17 protein-coding genes and 1 riboswitch are annotated in these 18,298 nt (G+C 59.8%); of the genes, 9 read left to right on the top strand and 8 right to left on the bottom strand.

Annotated features, from left to right (window positions below; genetic code table 11):
* The first annotated feature begins 16 nt into the window (after nucleotides 1-16).
* The 3 genes from ACTQ05_RS04300 to ACTQ05_RS04290 all read left to right on the top strand — a co-directional run bounded on the left by ACTQ05_RS04300 (nucleotide 17) and on the right by ACTQ05_RS04290 (nucleotide 2,558).
* Entirely contained in the window at nucleotides 17-967 is a 951-nt protein-coding gene (locus ACTQ05_RS04300) for an L-lactate dehydrogenase (RefSeq protein WP_089573042.1), read from the top strand.
* 172 nt (nucleotides 968-1,139) lie between these two features.
* Nucleotides 1,140-2,144, top strand: coding sequence for a nucleoid-associated protein (locus ACTQ05_RS04295; RefSeq protein WP_118377194.1), 1,005 nt, complete (start codon nucleotides 1,140-1,142; stop codon nucleotides 2,142-2,144).
* Between the two features lie 258 nt (nucleotides 2,145-2,402).
* A complete protein-coding gene (locus tag ACTQ05_RS04290; RefSeq protein WP_441068540.1) occupies nucleotides 2,403-2,558 on the top strand; it encodes a hypothetical protein in 156 nt (51 codons plus the stop codon).
* Nucleotides 2,559-2,628: 70 nt separating this feature from the next.
* Here ACTQ05_RS04290 and dapD read toward each other — a convergent pair whose 3' ends face one another.
* From dapD to dapA, 3 genes are read right to left on the bottom strand one after another with little or no spacing between them, the layout of a single operon-like run.
* Nucleotides 2,629-3,348: a 2,3,4,5-tetrahydropyridine-2,6-dicarboxylate N-acetyltransferase gene (dapD, locus tag ACTQ05_RS04285; RefSeq protein ID WP_441538091.1), complete on the bottom strand. Its 720-nt coding sequence runs from the start codon at nucleotides 3,346-3,348 to the stop codon at nucleotides 2,629-2,631.
* A gap of 39 nt (nucleotides 3,349-3,387) precedes the next feature.
* Nucleotides 3,388-4,128: a 4-hydroxy-tetrahydrodipicolinate reductase gene (gene dapB / locus ACTQ05_RS04280; RefSeq protein WP_441538089.1), complete on the bottom strand. Its 741-nt coding sequence runs from the start codon at nucleotides 4,126-4,128 to the stop codon at nucleotides 3,388-3,390.
* Nucleotides 4,121-6,430, bottom strand: coding sequence for a 4-hydroxy-tetrahydrodipicolinate synthase (gene dapA / locus ACTQ05_RS04275; RefSeq protein WP_441040964.1), 2,310 nt, complete (start codon nucleotides 6,428-6,430; stop codon nucleotides 4,121-4,123). Before dapA ends, dapB begins: the two co-directional genes overlap by 8 nt.
* 65 nt (nucleotides 6,431-6,495) lie before the next feature.
* Nucleotides 6,496-6,664: riboswitch (Lysine riboswitch) on the bottom strand.
* Nucleotides 6,665-6,808: 144 nt separating this feature from the next.
* Here dapA and ACTQ05_RS04270 point away from each other — a divergent pair.
* The 4 genes from ACTQ05_RS04270 to ACTQ05_RS04255 all read left to right on the top strand — a co-directional run bounded on the left by ACTQ05_RS04270 (nucleotide 6,809) and on the right by ACTQ05_RS04255 (nucleotide 10,673).
* The gene (locus ACTQ05_RS04270; RefSeq protein ID WP_441538088.1) at nucleotides 6,809-7,996 is read left to right on the top strand and encodes an N-acetyldiaminopimelate deacetylase; all 1,188 of its coding nucleotides are present in this window, start codon (nucleotides 6,809-6,811) and stop codon (nucleotides 7,994-7,996) included.
* 194 nt (nucleotides 7,997-8,190) lie between these two features.
* A complete protein-coding gene (locus tag ACTQ05_RS04265) occupies nucleotides 8,191-8,733 on the top strand; it encodes a DUF4352 domain-containing protein (protein ID WP_154517316.1) in 543 nt (180 codons plus the stop codon).
* A gap of 39 nt (nucleotides 8,734-8,772) precedes the next feature.
* Nucleotides 8,773-9,195, top strand: coding sequence for an XRE family transcriptional regulator (locus tag ACTQ05_RS04260; RefSeq protein WP_154517313.1), 423 nt, complete (start codon nucleotides 8,773-8,775; stop codon nucleotides 9,193-9,195).
* 98 nt (nucleotides 9,196-9,293) lie between these two features.
* Nucleotides 9,294-10,673: a serine/threonine protein kinase gene (locus ACTQ05_RS04255; RefSeq protein WP_441538086.1), complete on the top strand. Its 1,380-nt coding sequence runs from the start codon at nucleotides 9,294-9,296 to the stop codon at nucleotides 10,671-10,673.
* Nucleotides 10,674-10,710: 37 nt separating this feature from the next.
* Here ACTQ05_RS04255 and ACTQ05_RS04250 read toward each other — a convergent pair whose 3' ends face one another.
* Both ACTQ05_RS04250 and ACTQ05_RS04245 read right to left on the bottom strand, forming a co-directional pair.
* On the bottom strand, nucleotides 10,711-11,844 hold the full coding sequence (locus ACTQ05_RS04250; protein WP_427718477.1) for a coiled-coil domain-containing protein: 1,134 nt from the start codon (nucleotides 11,842-11,844) through the stop codon (nucleotides 10,711-10,713).
* Between the two features lie 234 nt (nucleotides 11,845-12,078).
* Nucleotides 12,079-12,414 (bottom strand): hypothetical protein, encoded by a 336-nt coding sequence (locus tag ACTQ05_RS04245; RefSeq protein ID WP_441538084.1) that lies wholly within the window; start codon nucleotides 12,412-12,414, stop codon nucleotides 12,079-12,081.
* Between the two features lie 220 nt (nucleotides 12,415-12,634).
* Between ACTQ05_RS04245 and ACTQ05_RS04240 the strand changes: the two genes are divergently transcribed.
* Both ACTQ05_RS04240 and ACTQ05_RS04235 read left to right on the top strand, forming a co-directional pair.
* Nucleotides 12,635-13,891: a carboxylate--amine ligase gene (locus ACTQ05_RS04240; RefSeq protein ID WP_441538082.1), complete on the top strand. Its 1,257-nt coding sequence runs from the start codon at nucleotides 12,635-12,637 to the stop codon at nucleotides 13,889-13,891.
* An 85-nt stretch (nucleotides 13,892-13,976) separates the two neighbouring features.
* On the top strand, nucleotides 13,977-14,723 hold the full coding sequence (locus ACTQ05_RS04235) for an aspartate/glutamate racemase family protein (RefSeq protein ID WP_441538080.1): 747 nt from the start codon (nucleotides 13,977-13,979) through the stop codon (nucleotides 14,721-14,723).
* Between the two features lie 194 nt (nucleotides 14,724-14,917).
* Here the strand turns inward: ACTQ05_RS04235 and ACTQ05_RS04230 are convergent, their stop codons facing one another.
* From ACTQ05_RS04230 to ACTQ05_RS04220, 3 genes are all read right to left on the bottom strand, one after another.
* Entirely contained in the window at nucleotides 14,918-15,664 is a 747-nt protein-coding gene (locus ACTQ05_RS04230; protein WP_427727867.1) for an energy-coupling factor transporter transmembrane component T family protein, read from the bottom strand.
* Entirely contained in the window at nucleotides 15,657-17,423 is a 1,767-nt protein-coding gene (locus tag ACTQ05_RS04225) for an ABC transporter ATP-binding protein (protein WP_441031568.1), read from the bottom strand. Before ACTQ05_RS04225 ends, ACTQ05_RS04230 begins: the two co-directional genes overlap by 8 nt.
* A gap of 162 nt (nucleotides 17,424-17,585) precedes the next feature.
* Entirely contained in the window at nucleotides 17,586-18,155 is a 570-nt protein-coding gene (locus ACTQ05_RS04220) for a tryptophan transporter (RefSeq protein ID WP_427794869.1), read from the bottom strand.
* Nucleotides 18,156-18,298 lie beyond the last annotated feature (143 nt).

Raw genomic sequence — 18,298 nt, 5'->3', positions numbered from 1 at the left:
GAGATGGGAGTTTCTAATGGTTAACGAGAAGAAGGTCGCTATTGTCGGCTGCGGTTTCGTTGGTTCGTCTTCGGCGTTCGCGCTGATGCAGAGTGGTCTGTTCTCCGAGATGGTTCTCATCGACGTGGACAAGAACCGCGCCGAGGGCGAGGCCCTGGATATTGCGCACGGCATGACGTTTGCCGAGCCGATGAAGATCTACGCCGGCGATTATTCTGATGTCGCCGACGCCGCCATGATCGTCGTCACCGCTGGCGCTGCTCAGAAGCCCGGTGAGACCCGCCTGGACCTGGTCAACAAGAACGTCAGCATCTTTAAGTCCATTATTCCCGAGATTAAGAAGTCTGGCTTCGACGGCATTCTGCTCATCGTCTCCAACCCGGTCGACGTTCTGACCTACGCCGCCATCAAGATGTCCGGTCTGCCCGAGGGCCATGTCATCGGCTCCGGCACCGTGCTCGACACCGGCCGTCTACAGCAAATGCTCGGCGCCCACGTCGAGGTTGACCCGCGCGATGTCCAGGCCTACGTCATGGGCGAGCATGGTGACTCCGAGTTTGTCGCCTGGTCCAGCGCTCAGGTTGCCGGCGTGCCGCTGAACACCTTCTGCGAGCTTCACGGCCACCTGGAGCATGAGGCTGCCGAGAAGCGCATTGCCGAGGACGTCAAGAACTCCGCCTACACCATCATCGAGAAGAAGCACGCCACCTACTACGGTGTCGCTATGGCGGTAAAGCGCATCTGCACTGCCGTCATGCGTGACGAGCAGACCGTTCTGCCCGTCTCCTCGCTCATGGTGGGCGAGTATGGTCTGTCCGATCTTGCCATCTCCATGCCGACCGTCGTTGGCCGCGACGGCGTTGTCTGCCGCGTCCCCGTGCCGCTGAACGATGACGAGCAGCATGAGCTCACCGCCTCCGCAAAGGCCCTCAAGGACATTATCGACAGCGTCGACTTTTCCTGCTAAATCAAGCTCGCTAGAGCGAAAAGCTACAATGAAGGCGTCCGGGCCCATGTGACCCGGGCGCTTTTTTATGCAAAGGGGACAGGCTTGTTTGCACCAATCTTCGATGCGCCTGGGGCGGACTCGACCGCTATACTGGTTCGTGCCAAAAGCGATCTAGAACGGAATGCCGTATATGAAAATCAATCACGCGATTCTGCATATCCTGGACTTTGACTCTGCCGTCAACGTCATGAGCCAGCGCGAGCTGGATATCGAAAGCCGTACCGTGCGCAGCTTTGTGACCACGCATCTGCGCCGCGCACGTACCTCGGCCGACAATAAGCGCGCCACGTTTGCGGAGAACTCTGCGTTTGGCGGCGAGCTCAAGGGCTATTTCTTTGGCGAGCGTGAGTTCGTGGACTTGTCTCAGCAGATTGCGGAGTTCATCTCTTCCGAACTCACCAAGGCCGAGAAAGCCGAGTCCACTGACGTGCTTGTGGCGGACTTTGACGATGATGAAGATGCCCGCTGGTTTGCTGTGATGCTGCTGGGCTCCAAGCAGGCATTCATGCACGAGGTGGGTCGCGAAGAGGGCGAGGTTCGTAACGACATCGCGCGCCACTACGCCATTTTGCCAAACCCCTCGCAAAAGGTGCCGAGCTATGCCATCGTGCGCGCGAGCACCATGGAGATCGGCTACGTGGATAAGAAGCGCAAGATTGCCGGCGAGGATCGCATGCTCATTCCCGACGGTCTGCTGCAGTGCGACACGGGGGTTTCGGGTAAGGAGGTCATCGACACGGTGACGCGCGTGGTCGAGGAGGTCGCCGAAGAGCACGGCGCCAACACGGCCGTAGCGCTCGCCAAGGTCAAAGCCGCCGTTGCCGAGAAGGTTGAAGACGACGAGGAGCTGCCGCCTTGGGATATCGTCGATGAGGTCTTTGAGGACGAGCCGGTCATCAAGGAGAGCGTGCGTGCGGCGCTGACCGAGGAGAAGGTTCCCGAGCGCGTGCCCGTGGAGCGCAAGCAAGTCGAGCGCGCGGCCGTACGCAATCATAAGATTCGTACCGACACGGGTATCGAGATCAGCTTCCCGGCCGAGATGGGTTCGAACTCCGAGTACATCGAGTTTGTCAATGAGCCTAACGGCCTCATCTCCATCGAGCTCAAAAACATCGGTAGCATCGAGAATCGATAAGGCTTTTAACTTTTGAATAAAATTAAAGACGCGCGCTGATGAAATCGGAACGCCGCTTCACGGCGAGCTCGCCGGCTGCAAAAAGATTAAATGGCGGAATGCGGGACTCAAAATGGTTTTCCGAATCCGAGAGGACGGAATGGTTGAGATTGCCGAGATTGTAGCAATAGGACGGCGCGATCGTTCCGAGGTCTATAAGACGGCCGTAGGGCGCCTGTCAAAGCAACCCGCCATGGTTGAATACGACGGAACCCTGAGATGATGAAGGCCGAAGCCTCGGACGAGGGCTTCGGCCTTTTTACTTGGGGCTTAATCACGTTGCAGGTTGAGCATAAGTCAGCGAAAACGACCCAGAGCGAGCAAGGTGACGTGAAAGAGGAGGGCATTGACCTTCTGGTCATGCCCGACGATTGAACGTCAGATTGCCGCTCTGGGTCGTTTGGAGCGTCGACAAGTTACGCGGTTTGGTAAAACCGCGTAACTATTAGAGCTGGCGCAGGCCTTCCTCGAGACCGGTCTTGCTGTCAGTCTTCTCGTCGCGCATCTTGATGACGCGGGCAGGGACACCGGCCACGACGGCGCCGGCGGGGACGTCCTCGACGCACACGGCGCCGGCGGCAACGACAGCACCCTTGCCCACGCGCACGCCTTCCAGGACCACAGCATTGGCACCGATCATAACGTCGTCCTCGATGATGACAGGCGTGGCGCTGGCGGGCTCCACGACGCCTGCCAGCACGGTGCCGGCGCCGATGTGGCAGTTCTTGCCCACGGTGGCGCGACCGCCCAGCACGGCGCCCATATCGATCATGGAGCCTTCGCCAATGACGGCGCCGATGTTGATGATGGCGCCCATCATGATGACGGCACGGTCGCCGATCTCGACGCGGTCGCGGATGATTGCGCCCGGCTCGATGCGGGCGTTGATGCCCTTGAGGTCGAGCATGGGCACGGCGGAGTTGCGGCAGTCGTTCTCCACATCGTAGTAGTCGATGGAATCGGCGTTGGCGTCGAGGATTGCCTTGAGCTCATCCCAGTCGCCAAAGACGGTCTTGCCACGGCGGCCGCCATAGACATGCGCATTGCCCCACTGGACCTTCATGCCCGGCTTTTCGCGCACGTACAGCTTGACGGGCGTCTTCTTGGGCGCGGTGGCGATATAGTTGATAATCTCCTGTGCATCCATTTCGGCTGCGTTGCTCATTTGCGGTCTCTCCTTTGGGTGGATCCGGTTGATACCTGGTTAGGCAAACATGACCTGGTCGAAGGTATAGAAGCCGTGCTCGCGGGTGACGAGCTTCTGCGCGGCTGCCAAGGCGCCGTTGACAAAGATCTGACGACTCGTGGCGCGATGCGTGAGCGTGACCTCCTCGTCCTGGCCAAAGAAACTTACCTTGTGCACGCCGGCGACGGTGCCGCCGCGCAGCGAGTGCATGCCGATCTCCTTAGGGTCGCGCGCTCCGCACATGCCCTCGCGGCCATAGACGGCGTGGTAGCCTGCCTCGGGCTCGGCTTCGACGACGGCGTCGAGCAGCAACTTGGCAGTGCCGCTGGGGGCGTCGACCTTTTGGTTGTGGTGCGTCTCGACGATTTCGCAGTCAAAGCCGGGCAGCTCTCGCGTGGCCTGTGCCACCAGATGACGCAGGGCTGCGATACCGATGGAGTAATTGCCGGAGTGCATGACGCGGGTGCACTGACCCAGCTCGCGCAGGCGATCCATCTGCTCGGGCGTATAGCCTGTGGTGCCCGAGACCAACGCCGCGCCCGTGCGCTCGACATAGGCGACGACGGTGTCGAAGGTCGCAACGTTCGAGAAGTCGATGATGACGTCGGCTGCCGGGGCGCTCTCGAGCTCTGACAAGTCGAAGCCGATCTGGGCGACGATGTCAAAAACGGGCTCTCCGGCGGCGTCGGCAATACCCTCGGCGGTAGTGCGGATGAGCGAGCCCATGCGGCCCGTTCCCATAATGACGGTCTTAATCAAGCAGACCAGCTCCCTTCAGAGCATCGGTAAGTGCGGAGCGCGTGTCGTCTGCCATGGGGCACAGCGGCATGCGGTAGTTTGCCTCGATCATACCCATCTGGGCGAGCGCTTCCTTGACGGGGATGGGGTTGACCTCGCTAAAGAGGGCATTGATGAGCGGCTGGCCGGCAATCTGGATATCGCGGGCACGTGCCACGTCACCGTCCAGATAGGCGCGGCACATGTCATGTACGAGCTGCGGCTGCACGTCGGCCCACACGCTAATGGTGCCCGAAGCACCCAGGCTCATGAGCGGCACGGTGAGCGCGTCCTCGCCCGAGTACATGCGGAAGTCGTCGGACAGCAGGTGGGCGATCTTGGCAGCGTAGGCGACGTTGCCCGAGGCTTCCTTAATACCCATGATGTTGGGGTGCGCGGCCAAGCGCTCCACGTTGCGCTCGCTGATGCCGCAGCCACAGCGGCCGGGGATGTTGTACAGGATGCAGGGGATGTCTACGGCATCGGCGACGGTCTTAAAGTGCTGGTAGATACCCTCTTCGTTGGATTTGTTGTAGTAGGGGGTAATGAGCAGCAGGCCGTCGGCTCCCAAGCCCTGGTAAGTGAGCGACTTGGTGAGCATGGTCTGCGTGGAGTTGGAGCCCGAGCCGGCGATGACGGGAACGCGTCCTGCAACTTGCTTGACCACCGCGGCGACAACGGAGTTGTCCTCGTCGTCGGTCATCGTGGCGCTCTCGCCGGTGGTGCCCAGGGCGAGGATGGCGTCGGTGCCATTTTGCAGGTGGAAATCGATAAGGCGCTCGAGCGCATCAAAGTCGACACTGCCGTCCTTTTTAAACGGCGTAACCAGGGCGACGATTGAGCCCTCGAGATTGCGGATGTCCATGTTCTTCTCCTTCGCTTCGGCGATCTGGATGCGCTTGTTCCATTGGGCGGCGACTGCCAGGCGCTCGTCTTGGGCGCGGTGGCGGGCACTTTCGGCGCGCGACTTGGCCAACAGTTCTCGGCCGCACGGCAGCACGTCGAGCGTGGCAAAGTAATCGCCCGGGCGTTCGGCGCGGCGGATGAGGTCGGCCGCGCCATCGGGGCGCAGCAGGACCTCGGCGGAGCGCAGCCGTCCGTTGTAGTTGTAGCCCATGGAGTAGCCATGCGCACCGGTATCGTGGATTACAAGCAGGTCGCCCATGTCGATATGCGGTAGCTCGCGATCGATGGCGAACTTGTCGTTGTTCTCGCACAGATTGCCCGTGATGTCATAGGTGTTCGTGACGGGCGCTGTGCCCTTGTCGGCGCCGCCCGGCTGACCCATCACCGTAATGTGGTGGTAGGCACCATACATGGCGGGGCGGATCAAATCGACGGCGCTTGCATCGACACCGATATAGTCCTTGTAGATCTGCTTCTCGTGGATAGCCTTGGTGACCAGGCAGCCGTAGGGGCCCATCATAAAGCGGCCCATCTCGGTGTAGATTGCCACATCGCCCATGCCTGCGGGGACCAGGATCTCGTCGTATGCCGCGTGCACTCCCTCGCCGATGGCGTGAATGTCGTTGGCCTGCTGCTCGGGCAGGTAGGGGATGCCGACGCCGCCGGATAGATTGATGAAGGCGACGTGTGCGCCGGTCTCGCGCTCCAGGCGCACGGCAAGCTCAAAGAGGATGCGCGCGAGCTTGGGGTAGTAGTCGTTGGTGACGGTGTTGCTGGCAAGGAAGGCGTGGATGCCAAAGTCCTCGGCACCCTTGGTCTTGAGCATACGGAAGGCCTCGAAGAGTTGCTCGGTGGTCATGCCGTATTTGGAGTCGCCAGGGTTGTCCATGATGCCGTTGGAGAGCTGGAACAGGCCGCCCGGATTAAAGCGGCAGCTGACCGTCTTGGGGATGGGCCCCGCAACGCGCTCAAAGAACTCGATGTGGCTGATGTCGTCAAAGTTGACGATGGCACCCAGCTTGTCGGCGAGCTCAAAGTCCGCAGCCGGCGTGTCGTTGGACGAGAACATGATGTCGTGTCCCGTGATACCCAGCGAGCGGGCGATCATGAGCTCGGTATAGCTCGAGCAATCGCAGCCGCAGCCGTATTCGTTGAGAATGGAGATGAGTGCCGGGTTGGGGTTGGCCTTGACGGCAAAGTATTCCTTAAAGCCCGGGTTCCACGCAAAGGCGTCGCGCACCTCTTGCATGTTGCGGCGGATGCCCGCCTCGTCGTATAGATGAAATGGCGTGGGGAACTGCTCGACGATATGCTCGAGCGTCTCCTTGTCCACAAACGGCTGCTTGGCCGCATATGCCTCGTTGGGGGTCAATGCCATGTCCCGTAAACCTCGCTATCCAGACGGCGCCATCTGCGCATCGAATCCGCATAGCGTGGACCCAATGTCCGGATAGCGCTCCCGCATTGCTGCAGACAGTCCTGTGGGTGTTTCCCACAGGCCCACCAGGTTGTTCGTGCCCGAAAAACCCAGTTCGGCGGGTTTCGCCTCCCCGCGGGGTCAAAGCCTGCCGGCTCGCCCGCGGCTCTTCGTGCCCGCGCCTCTATCAAGTGGTAAAGACCCTATCACGTTGCACTTTACCAAACAAGAGTATTCGTATATAACGTTTAAAAAATGCAGGGATATGCTGGAAACATGTGCGCCACAATCCTGTATCACAATAAGTTGCAACAGATGTGCCTCACGAAGGGATCCTCTATGACCGAGCTCCAAGAACTCCGTCGCTATCGGCGCGATCTCCATCGCATTCCGGAGCTCGATTTCGATCTTCCGCAAACCATTGCCTATATCGAGGGCGTGCTGGCACCGCTCACCTGCGAAGTGACCCATCCGTGCCCCAGCTGCGTCTGCGCTTTCTTCGACGCCGGCGTTGATGCCGCGCATGCCACGGCGATTCGCGCCGATATGGATGCGCTGCCCATTGAGGAGGCGACAGGGGCGGCCTTTGCCTCGACCCATCCCGGCAAGATGCACGCTTGCGGACATGACGGTCACATGGCCATGGCACTTGCCGCCGCGACGCATGTCGACCGTACGATTCGCGAGCAGCCGGGCGCCATGAGGCGCAACGTGCTCTTTGTGTTCCAGCCGGCCGAGGAAACGACCGGTGGTGCCAAGACGGTATGCGAGAGCGGCGTGTTCGAGCGCTATGGGGTCGACCGCATTTTTGGCTTCCATGTGTGGCCCGATCTGCCTGCCGGCACGTTGGCGAGCTGTTCCGGTCCGCTGTTGGCGCGTTCGAGCGAGACGCATATCTATATTCACGGTACGAGCATCCATATTGCTAAGACCTATGGCGTGCCGGTCGAGGAGTCGCACGATGCCGCGTTGGCGGCAGCGAAGTTTTTGGTTGCCGAGCGCGAGCTGATGGACGAGCTGGGCGGCGACGAGCCCTGTATCGGCAAGTTTGGTCTGCTGCAGGCCGGTACGGTTTGCAACGCGGTGGCGGGGGAGGCCCATGTGGCCGGAAGCCTGCGTGTGTTTACGGACGACATGTTCGACCGGGCGCGCGAAGGCGTGCGCCGCGTGCTGGACGATGCCTGTGCCGCAACGGGCTGCACGTACGATCTCGAATTTGCCGAGGGCTATCCGCCGGTCGACAACGACCCCGAGTTGTTTGCCAGCGTCGCGCCTGCCTTGCCCGGCCTGCAGCTTGTGGAGGAGCCGCTGTTAATTGCCGAGGACTTTGCGTTCTATCAGCGCCATCTGCCGGGCGTGTTCTTCTTGCTGGGCACGGGTGTGCCGGAGGGTCAAGAAAACCCGAGCGATTCGGATGGCTGTCCCGCCTATGCCACGAGCGCCCTTCACACCGATACCATGCTCTTTGACGAGGAAATTTTGCTCAAGGGCCTCGATGTCTACAAACGATTGCTTGGCTTGGAGTGACGATGGAACGACGCCGACAGTCTGCCATATATAGTCCTGGTGGGTGCGGGTGCGGCTTGCTGCTGCTCCCGGTTATTGCTGTGAGCATTGGCCGTTTACCGCGGCCTTAGCTCTCAGCTAATGAATTCAAGTTTAATCCTTCCTACGATGTGCTGTGTGCCGGCGCGGTAGCCGGATCGTAGGAAGGATGCATAATGAAAAAGCTCGAAAACGAAGTGCTGCTGAGCCGTCGCGCTGCACTTGGCGCATTCGCCACCGTCGCCTTGGGGACTGCCGGTCTTCTTGCCGGTTGTGGTAGCGATAAGGCGACCGTCACCGAGGACGCTGGCGATGGCGACAAGAAGGAAGAGGCGAAGAAGGAAGAGCAGCCTACGACTGACCTGGCGGTTGGCACGACGGTGACCACAGCTGCCGGTCTTTCCGTCGTTGTCGATTCCGTCCAGCCCGGCCTTACAAATTATGACGGTTCGACCATGACGGGCATTCACGTCACGTACGTCAACAATGGCGATGAGGGCGCAGATTACAATATCTACGACTGGAAGGGCGAGGACGCCAACGGCGCCCAACAGAATCAGGGTTACTACAGCGAGGGCTCCGATGAGCTGCAGTCTGGTACCCTTTCCGCCGGTGGCTCCGTGGCGGGCAATATCTACTTTGATGGCGATATCAAGAAGGCACTGTATTTTGCCAATATGTTTGATAAGTCTGCCACTGCAAGCTGGGTGCTGGCCTAGTATGTCGCTACCGTTGCGCCGGATGGGAGGTGAAGTCGTATGCCCGATAAAAAGCTGACCGAGGAGTTGCTCAATGAGCTTCTCGATGCGCCGAACATCGATGGCTATATCAGGGAGCACGACTTTGCCGCCCCGTCGCTTTCGGATTACCTGAAGCAGCTACTGCAGGAAAAGGGCTTGGAGCGCTCGCGCGTGGTTCGTATGGCCGATCTCAATGAGACCTTTGGCTATCAGATCTTTACCGGTGCGCGTCATCCGAGTCGCAATAAGGTACTGCAGATTGCCTTTGCGATGGCGCTGACGCTCAAAGAGACCAACCGTGCGCTGACGGCTGCCGGGGTAAGCGTCCTTAACTGCAAGGACCGCCGCGATGCGATTATCATCTTTTGCATCGATCGCGGGTGCAGCCTCCAAAAGGTCAACGAGGAGCTGTATCGCTTTGGCGAGGAGACGGTGAATTAGCCGCTGATATCTGAGCCGGCGGAGCTGTCGAACAACGATGCAAACGAACGGGGCGCGGATGCCATGGGGTGTCTGCGCCCTGCGCTATGATGGAGGCTATGGATACTCAGACCCCAACATATTCCAATGACGAGCTGACCGCAGCGCTTGCCGAGCACCTGGCGTCGCTCGATCGCGACGACAGCTATCGCGTGGAGCGTGTACTTAAGCGCTCGTCCGTTGAAACAACCGAGCTCGTGTACTTTGAAGGAACCGGCGGTGGTTCGCTCGGTCCCTTTGTCCGTAAACGCATCGATGCTTCGGCTCAAATCGGCGGGACATACGAGCGTCTGTTTGCCGCTCAGCGGGCAGGCAGGCGTTTTGAGCACCTGCCCAGAATCGTCGATTGTCGTCGTGCGGGCGACGAGCTCAACGTGGTTATGGAATACATAGAAGGGGAGACACTCGGGGCACTGGTGGACCGTCTGGGATCCGCTCCCGATTATGCGCGTGAATTGTATCCTGTCCTTTGCGACGCCGTGGGCGAGCTCCATGCCGGTTTTGCAATGGCGGGGGAGGCTTCGGCGCCGGTGATCCATCGCGACCTCAAGCCGTCGAATATCATCGTGACAGGTGCCAACTATACGCCTGATGACGGCCTGACGTTTTCATCGCTGGTGATTATCGACTTGGGGATCGCGCGCGTGTGGCGCGATGGCGCCGATGCCGATACTGTCAAGTTTGGGACACGGCCCTATGCGCCTCCCGAGCAGTATGGGTTTGGACAGACGAGCGTGCGAAGCGACGTCTACGCGCTCGGTGCCCTGCTGTTCTTTTGTTTGACGGGAGTCGACCCTAAACCAGGGCTCGACATGCGCGAGCAATGCGAGGTGCGCGGCATTCCCACTCCACTTGCCGATGTCGTTTGCATGGCGATGGCGCTCGATCCGGCCAAGCGCTTTGCAAGTGCGGAAGCGTTGGGACGGGCGACGCGCGCGGCATACGATCTGAGTCGCCCCGTGCGGCCTCCTGCGCCTGCGCCTGTCCGTACTCCGGCCTCGGAGACGTTGTTGACGCCCCAAGGGCTCCAGAACCCCGCAAGGCTTCCTAGGCCTGCCACCTCCGCTGCATGCGGTCTGCTCTCTCGCGTTCCGGAGTCCCTGGGGCGCATTTGGAATACGCTCGTCTGCTTCTCGCTGCTTGTGTTCTTTGCCGGAAGTCACTTTGCCGTCTTTCAACCCACGGGAGCAAACCAAAGCTACCCGACGTGGCTTCTCATAATCGAGTATTTTTTCTTTGTCGATGGCCTTATGGCGCTTATGCATTTTGCGGTGCTCGATAAGCGCCGTCTACGTCGGCGATTCGCACTGCTCGACAGCTATCGCGGCAAGAAGCTCGCGAAACTCTGGCTCAAGGCATTGGGTGTGCTGCTCCTATGCATGATCGTCATAGTCGCGGTTGCCAATGCGACCGGCGTCGTCGATACCTCCGCTACCTAAAAGAAAAGGGCCCCATTGGGGCCCTTTGCAGTTGCACTTAGATGCGGTTCATCTGAGCGGCGACTTTGTTGTACCAGTCCTGCCACGTGGGTGGGCAGTACTTTTTGGCCGCAGCCGGGGTAAGGGTGGAGCCGTAGTTGGCGCCCAGATAGGCAACGTGAGCGAAGATGCCCTCGCTCCAGCTGCCAAAGCTGCGCCAACCGCCGCCACGTGCACTCCAGCCCCAGGCGTTGTAAGAATTGGCGCAATAAGCACCCTTGGTGCTCTCGATGCAGGCGATGGCGGGGGACCAACGGGGGTCGACGCCGGTATTCCAAGCGGCGACGGCAAAGTTATAGCCCTGGCCTGCCATAGGGGAGCCAGCGAGGTAATTGTCGATGCGGCTCGTCCACTCATTAATGAACGAATCGTAATCGGAACTACCGGTGTTGGCGTTGTTCACCGTGGTGTCGATGGTGGTGTTGGCGTTGGTGGCCTGGCTGCTGGAATTGCTGCCGCTCACGCCCTCGCCCGAGAGCTTCTCGGCGGCAGCGGCCTTATCGGCCTCAAGCTTGGCAAGCTCGGCGGCATTTTCCTGCTCGGCTTTTGCCTGTGCCTCGCTGCGGAGCTGCTGGGCCTGCGCCAGCGCGTCCTCGGCGTTTTTCTGCTCTGCCTCAAGCTGAGACTTGGCCTGCTGGAGCTCGGCCTTGTTCTGCTCGAGTTCGGTTTGCATGTTATTGAGCTCTTCGATCTCGTCGACGCTCGAGCTTGTGATCTGGTTGGTGTATTTGCAGGTCGTGATGAACTCACCCAGGCTCTGTGCGTTGACCAGGAAGCTCACGATGGGGTTGGTGCCCTTCTGGTACTTGTACAGATCGCGCATGGCGGTGCATGCCTTTTCCTGCTGATCGGGAAGCTTCGCCTCGATCTTTTCGATACTTGCCTCGTTGGCGTCAATCTGCTTCTGCAGATCGCCGAGCTTGGTGCGGGCATCGTTGTAGGCGCTCGTGGCGGCTTCGATCTTCTGCTGGGCGGCGGCAAGCTGATCCTGCGTTGCCTGCGAGGCGGCATACGCCGCGACGGGGGAGAGCATCGGCGTGGCCGTCAACGCAACGGCGAGCGCGGCGCTCGTGATGATACGAGCCGGCTTCGACGCGATGAGCGCTGCGGTGCGATGATTCGAATGCTGCATCCAGTCCCTCTGCAATCAATCGTAGGTTATTGTTCCTCAGGTATTCTACTACTGCTTTCGACCTCAACTTGAACCTTAAAGGTTTTAAAGGGTCAAGTTGAACTTGAGACTTTGGCTTTGACCTGCAGTTATATCGAATTGTTGAGAAACCATAGAGTTCAACTTTAACGTTACGGGGGCCTGTTTGGGACGGGCTTTGGACTGTGAAAGCTATCTCAACGTTGGGGTTTGTGGCTATAAGGTCCCATTGCGGCGAGCTTGCCCTACTTCGTTGAGCGCCTGGGCGGGGGTGAACGAACAGGTGCCGTCGCCGAGTATGATTACCCTGATGTTGTCCCCGGCGTGGGCATCGGAGACGAGGCCAAACTGCTCGATGGCGGTATCGTGTCCGCCGGCGACGGGCGTCTTGCGCGTGCCTTTGTGCGCCGATGTATTGATGGAGGCGATGTAGGCGGCACCGTCGTAAGCGTCGTTTGCGGTGCGCAGAGGAGCAGTCGCTTGCACGCGCTGCGCCAACTCGCGTTTTGCGGCATCGAGGATGGGGTTATCGGTTGGAAGTTCCTGGATCACGCGTGCGCCTTTCACTCGGGGGTATCAATATGCTGAACCCTACAACAACGGTGGGTTCATTACCGTTTGTCATACGGCGGTGAGCGCGGCCTTCATGCTGGATAATTGCGTTGATTGTCATAGATACAGTGGAGCTTTAGGAGGAAACGGTCCGGCACGCTAAAATAAACGGGTTGCATAAAGACCGCCCGTCGTGGGCAGTTCTAGATAGGAAGTTTCCATGGCATTGCAGTTTACAGAGCGCGAGTTTATCCCCGTGCTGCTCGGTGGCGACATCAACGCCTATTCGGTGGCGCGCGCCTTTTACGAGGAGTATCAGGTCAAGAGCTTGGTCTTTGGCAAGTACCAGACCGGTCCTGCGTACCGCAGCCAGATTATCGACTACACGCCCAATGTTGATATCGACACCATGCCAGTCATGATCGAGACCATTAACGGTGTCGCGCAGGCCAATCCCGATAAGAAGATTATTCTCATGGGCTGCGGCGACAACTATGTCGCGCTTGCCGCACAGGCTCAGGATGCCGGCGAGCTTGCCTCAAACGTCATCGCGCCCTATGCGCCCTACAGCATGCTCGAACAGTGCCAGAAGAAGGAAATCTTCTACGAGCTGTGCGAGAAGCACGGTGTTCCCTATCCGCATACGTTTACCTTTACCATGGCCATGCTCAACGCCCAGGGCGAGGCTCCTGCCGAGGTGCTCGACCAGATCGATTTTCCCTTCCCGATGATCCTGAAGCCTTCCGACGGCATCATGTGGTGGGAGCACGAGTTCGAGGGCCAGAAAAAGGCCTACGAGATCGCCGATCGCGCCGAGCTGGAGCAGGTCATTCGCGACGTATATGCGAGTGGCTACACCGATGATCTGATCCTGCAGGATCGCGTGCCCGGCAACGACGAGTACATGCGCGTGCTTACCAGCTATTCCGACCGCAACGGCAAGGTGCGCATGATGTGCCTGGGCCACGTGCTGCTCGAGGAGCACCAGCCTCACGGCGTTGGCAACCACGCCTGCATCATCACCGAGCCCAATGACGAGCTCATGGGCGGCGTGCGCAAGTTGCTCGAGGACCTCAAGTTTACGGGCTTCTCCAACTTTGACGTCAAATACGACGAGCGCGACGGTTCGTTTAAGTTCTTCGACTTCAACACTCGCCAGGGCCGCAGTAACTACTATGTCACCAACAGTGGCTTTAACGTTGCCAAGTACGTAGTGGACGAGTATGTGTACAACCGCCCGTTTGAGCCCGAGTTTGTGACGGCGCAGAACGAGGCGCTGTGGATGGTTGTCCCCATGGGCGTGGTCGATAAATACGTCAAGGATCCCGAGCTGCGCGCTAAGGCGCATCGTCTGGCCAAGGAGGGTAAGGCCGCCGACCCCTCGTTTATGAAGGGTGATTTTGTCTTTAACCGCTGGCTGCGCATGTGGCACACCAAGCTGCGTCACTTTAAGCTGTTTAAGACGTATTACAAATAGGATGAACGTCGCGCCCGCCCGGTTTGTATCGGACGGGCGCGGGTATGATACGCGCAATGCTGCGAGCGTCACCAAGGAGGCGGCGATGGAAAAGCTGGGAGTTATCGGCGGTATGGGCGCCGAGGCCACGTCGTATTACTACGACCAGGTGGTGCGTCACACGGCGGCCGCCCGCGATCAGGAACATATCGACATGGTGGTGCTCTCTAAGTCGACCATGCCCGACCGTACGCTGGCCATTAAGACCGGCGACCATACCGAGCTGCTGGCGACCATGAAGGAATGTGCGCAGGCGCTCGAGACGCTGGGCTGCACGCACATTGCCATTCCCTGCAACACGTCGCACTACTTCTACGATCAGATTCAGTCGTTTACCAAGGTGCCGATTATTCACATGCCGCGCGAGTCGGTGCGCTATGCGCTTGCCGGCGTGGTGATGGGGGAGTGTGAGTTCGACCCCAACCTGAGCATGCCGGCCGAGCCGGTGCGCAAGATCGGCATCATGGGCACCGATGGCACCGTGGGTGCCGGCGTCTACGGTCGCGAGTGCGAGGCGGCGGGCGTCGAAGTCGTCTATCCCAGCGAGAAGCGCCAGGCCGATGTGATGTCGCTTATTTACGACGATGTGAAGGCAGGACGCGAGCCCGATATGGATAAGTTTGACCGAGTGATGTGGGAGTTTGCCCGCAGCGGCTGCGACCGCGTCATTCTGGCCTGCACGGAGCTTTCGGTGCTGCAAAAGTATCGCGAGATGCCCGAGATCACCCTCGACGCCATGGACGTTTTGGTACGCGAGTCCATCATCCGCAGCGGCGCCCCCTACCGCCTGTAGCCCTCGACCTGCCAAAAAGGGACAGGTTTATTTTGGTAGGTTTTATCTGGGAAAACAGTAAAGGCCTCGGCTCGTTTGTGCGAGCCGAGGCCTTTTGCATTTGTCGGTTGCTGCTTGGTGCTGGAGCTTAAAGGACGAGACTGACATTTGCCCATATAAAACCGACCAAAATAAACCTGTCCCTTTTTGGCAGGTTAGAACAAGAATCCGAGGACGATGAGGGCAATGCTGGCAATAAGTATGGCAATGTCCATGCCCTTAATGGGATAGCGCTTGTACGAGCTCGCGCGCGTACGCAGATAAAAGCCACGTTGCTCGGCCGCCAGGGCAGTGGCATCGGTCTTGCCCACGGAGCTCACCAGCAGCGGCACGCAGAGCGGTAGCATGAGCTGGATCTTCTTGAGGGGGTTCTTGGTGTCGTATTCAACGCCGCGCGCGGTCTGCGCCTCCATGATGGCGTTCATCTCCTGGCTAAAGACCGGTACAAAGCGCAGTGCCGTGGTAAACGTGAACGCATAGCGGTACGGCACGTGCAGCACCTCCACGCAAGCGTTAGCGAGATCGCCGAGCTGCGTGATGGTGAGCATGAGGATGAGCGGCAGCGCCACGCCGAGCAGGCGAAGCGCCGCCTTGGTGCCGGTGATAAGACCATCTGTGGTAATCCAGGCAAAGATGGGGGCTCCGGTGCGGATAAAGGCGGTCTGCAGGACCAGCATGATTAGTGAGAGCGGCACCATGAGCTTGACGAGCGAGACTAGGCCTGCGGTCGATTTGGCGTAGATGCCCAAGATAAAAGTCAGCACAAGCAGGGCGATCAGGAGCACATAAGTGTCGCCGAGGAAGGTCGCCAAGATAATAGCCGCGGCCAGGGCTAGCTTGGTCACGGGGTTCAGCCGGTGCAGCAGTGAGTCTCCGGGCACGTAGTCGATCACGTTAGTCATGCTTGAGCATCTCCTTTACCAGGTCGACCAGATCGGAGACCTGACTGATTCCGGCGAATCGGGGCGAAACGTCGCGCGCGAGTTCTTTGGACAGGGCCACAACCTGCGGTGGCTCCACGTAGGCGGCGCGCATGAGGGCATCGTCGGCGAAGATCCGGTTCGCGTCGCCGCGCTCGAGGATGCGTCCGTCTGCCATGACTACCAGGCGCTGGGCAAAGTCCGAGACGACCTCCATGTCGTGGCACACCATGATCACGGCGCAGCCGCGCTCGGCCATCTCGCTCACCGTCTCCATCACGGTCATGCACTCGCGGTAATCGAGGCCGCTCGTGGGCTCATCGAGCAGAACCACCTGTGGGTCGAGCACAACCACGGACGCTAGGGCGACCATCTGTCGCTGTCCGCGCGAAAGCGAGAACGGCGATTCGTCCAAGGGGAGCCCAAAGCGCTCCGCCGCCACCCGCGCACGCTGGCGGGCCTCGTCGGTGCCGACACCGTGCAGTTCAAGACCAAAGGCAACCTCGTCGAGTACGGTGTCGCGGCAGAGCTGGCGGTCGGGGTTCTGGAACAGCGTCGCGCATTTTGCAGCGATCGCGCTGGTGGGGACGTCGGCGGTGTTCATCCCCGCCATACGCACGGTTCCCGACGCTGGATGCAGAAGGCCGTTCAACAGCTTGGTGAGCGTGGTCTTGCCAGCACCGTTCTGGCCGATGATGCCTACGAGCTCGCCGGGATAGACGCACATGTTGAGGTTGCTGACCGAGGCACCGCCATGGGGGTAGGCAAAGGTCACATCGGTGAGTTCGACTACTGGCTCCTGATTGACGCCGCGGGGAACCGCCGGGATATGGGGAGAGGTCTCGGGCACATCGGCGGGCGCGTCCTTGCTCGTTGCATCCGCAAGTAAGGACGAGATAAGCTGGTGCGCTTCGGAAACATTGAGGCAGGGCGCCTGATCGCTCGGCAACAGACCCACTTCTGCCAGGCTGTTCGCGATGCGCGCGACGCGGGGACTGTCGACGCCCATCTGGCGCAGCTCGCTTGCGTGGGCAAAGACCTGGTGGGGTTCGCCGTCAAACGCGAGCTTGCCGTCTGCCATGACGAGGACGCGGCTGCAGTATTTCGACAACAGCGCGACCTTCTGCTCGATAACAACCACGGTGATGCCGTGTTCGCGGTTGATCTGGCGCAGCGTGTCAAAAACGAGCGTGGAGCTTGCCGGGTCGAGCGCTGCCGTGGGCTCGTCGAGCACGAGCACGTTGGGCGCCATGGCGATGATCGCGGCGATTGCGACTTTCTGCTTCTGCCCGCCCGAAAGCGTGGCAATCTCGCGGTGGCGCAGGTCGCTAATGCCGACGGTCGTCAGCGTCTGGCTGATGCGCTCCTCGATTTGATCGTGCGGTATGCCAAAGTTCTCGAGGCCAAAGAGCATCTCGTCTTCAACGATGGGCGCAACCATCTGGGCATCGATGTCCTGCAGCACGCTTCCCACCACGCGCGAGATATCCGTGAGGGTGATCTCGCAGGTGTCGCGGTCATCGACGAGCGTGGCTCCAAAGAGCTGGCCGGTGTAATGGTGGGGGATGGCTCCGCTCATAACGGCGGCAAGCGTCGATTTGCCGGCGCCTGAGGGGCCGATGACGCCCACAAACTCACCCTTTTCGATGGCGAGTGAGACGTGATCGAGGGCATTCTGCGCCTCGTGCCCATAGGAAAATGAGACGTCATCGAGCTTGATGATGGTATTGCTGGAGCTCATGGGGGCCTTTCTATCGTAAAAGAGCACCGGCCGCAAAACGACCGGCGGTCTACATGGTAGCAAGTATTACTACTTGGAGAAGACCTTCTTGAGCGGAATGCTGAGGGCCTGGACCAGGATGGCGTTGAAGACGGAGGTGCCTGCGTGTGGCTTGTCGGCTACTTAGTCGTTGAGCTTGAGGGCCTTCTTGATGGGGATGTAGAGGGCGGTCACGATGATGGCGTTGGCAACACCGGTGGCGACGACGACAGGAGCCATGACGCCCATGAAAGCCGGGTTGTTCATGACGCCAAAGGAGAAGATCGCCGCGTAGATCATGCCGGAGATGAAGGTGACAACAAAGGTGCTGACGAGCGGGAGCAGGCCCTTGACCTTGGAGTCGGCGAGCACGGAGACGAGCAGAGCCATGACCATGGCGGCGACGGGCTCGGCGATCAGGTCGGGGCCCTTGACGGAGGCGGTGATTTGGATTACCACGCCGGCGAGGAGGCCGATAATCGCGGATTGGCCGATGTTGGGCTTGACGATGAGAATCTCGAGGCAGAAAGCCGCGATGATGAACTCGGGCGAGAGGAAGCCTCCGGTGAGGCCGCTAAAGAACTTGGAGACGGTCATGTTGAGGACGAAACCGGCGGCGAGGAGGATGGCATAGAGAGTGAGTGCCTTGAGGTCGAGTTTGCCGCGGTCAGTGGTCTGGACGGTGCGGGGCTGGGCGGTGGTGTTCTGAGACATGTTGAAAATCCTTTCGGAAGGGGAGTGCAAGGGAAAAGCGGAGGCGCGTGATGTGAATGCGATCGGGCTCGAGATAGAAAAAGGCCCCCGGTCGAAACCGGAGGCCTTTCAATCACCTAGAGCGCAAAACAGGCGTGAGGGAC

Source organism: Collinsella sp. LCP21S3_A9 (genome assembly GCF_052118785.1).
Taxonomy (GTDB): Bacteria; Actinomycetota; Coriobacteriia; order Coriobacteriales; family Coriobacteriaceae; genus Collinsella.
The sequence above is the reverse complement of the archived record's forward strand: the minus strand, read 5'-3'. Positions and strand labels throughout refer to the sequence as shown.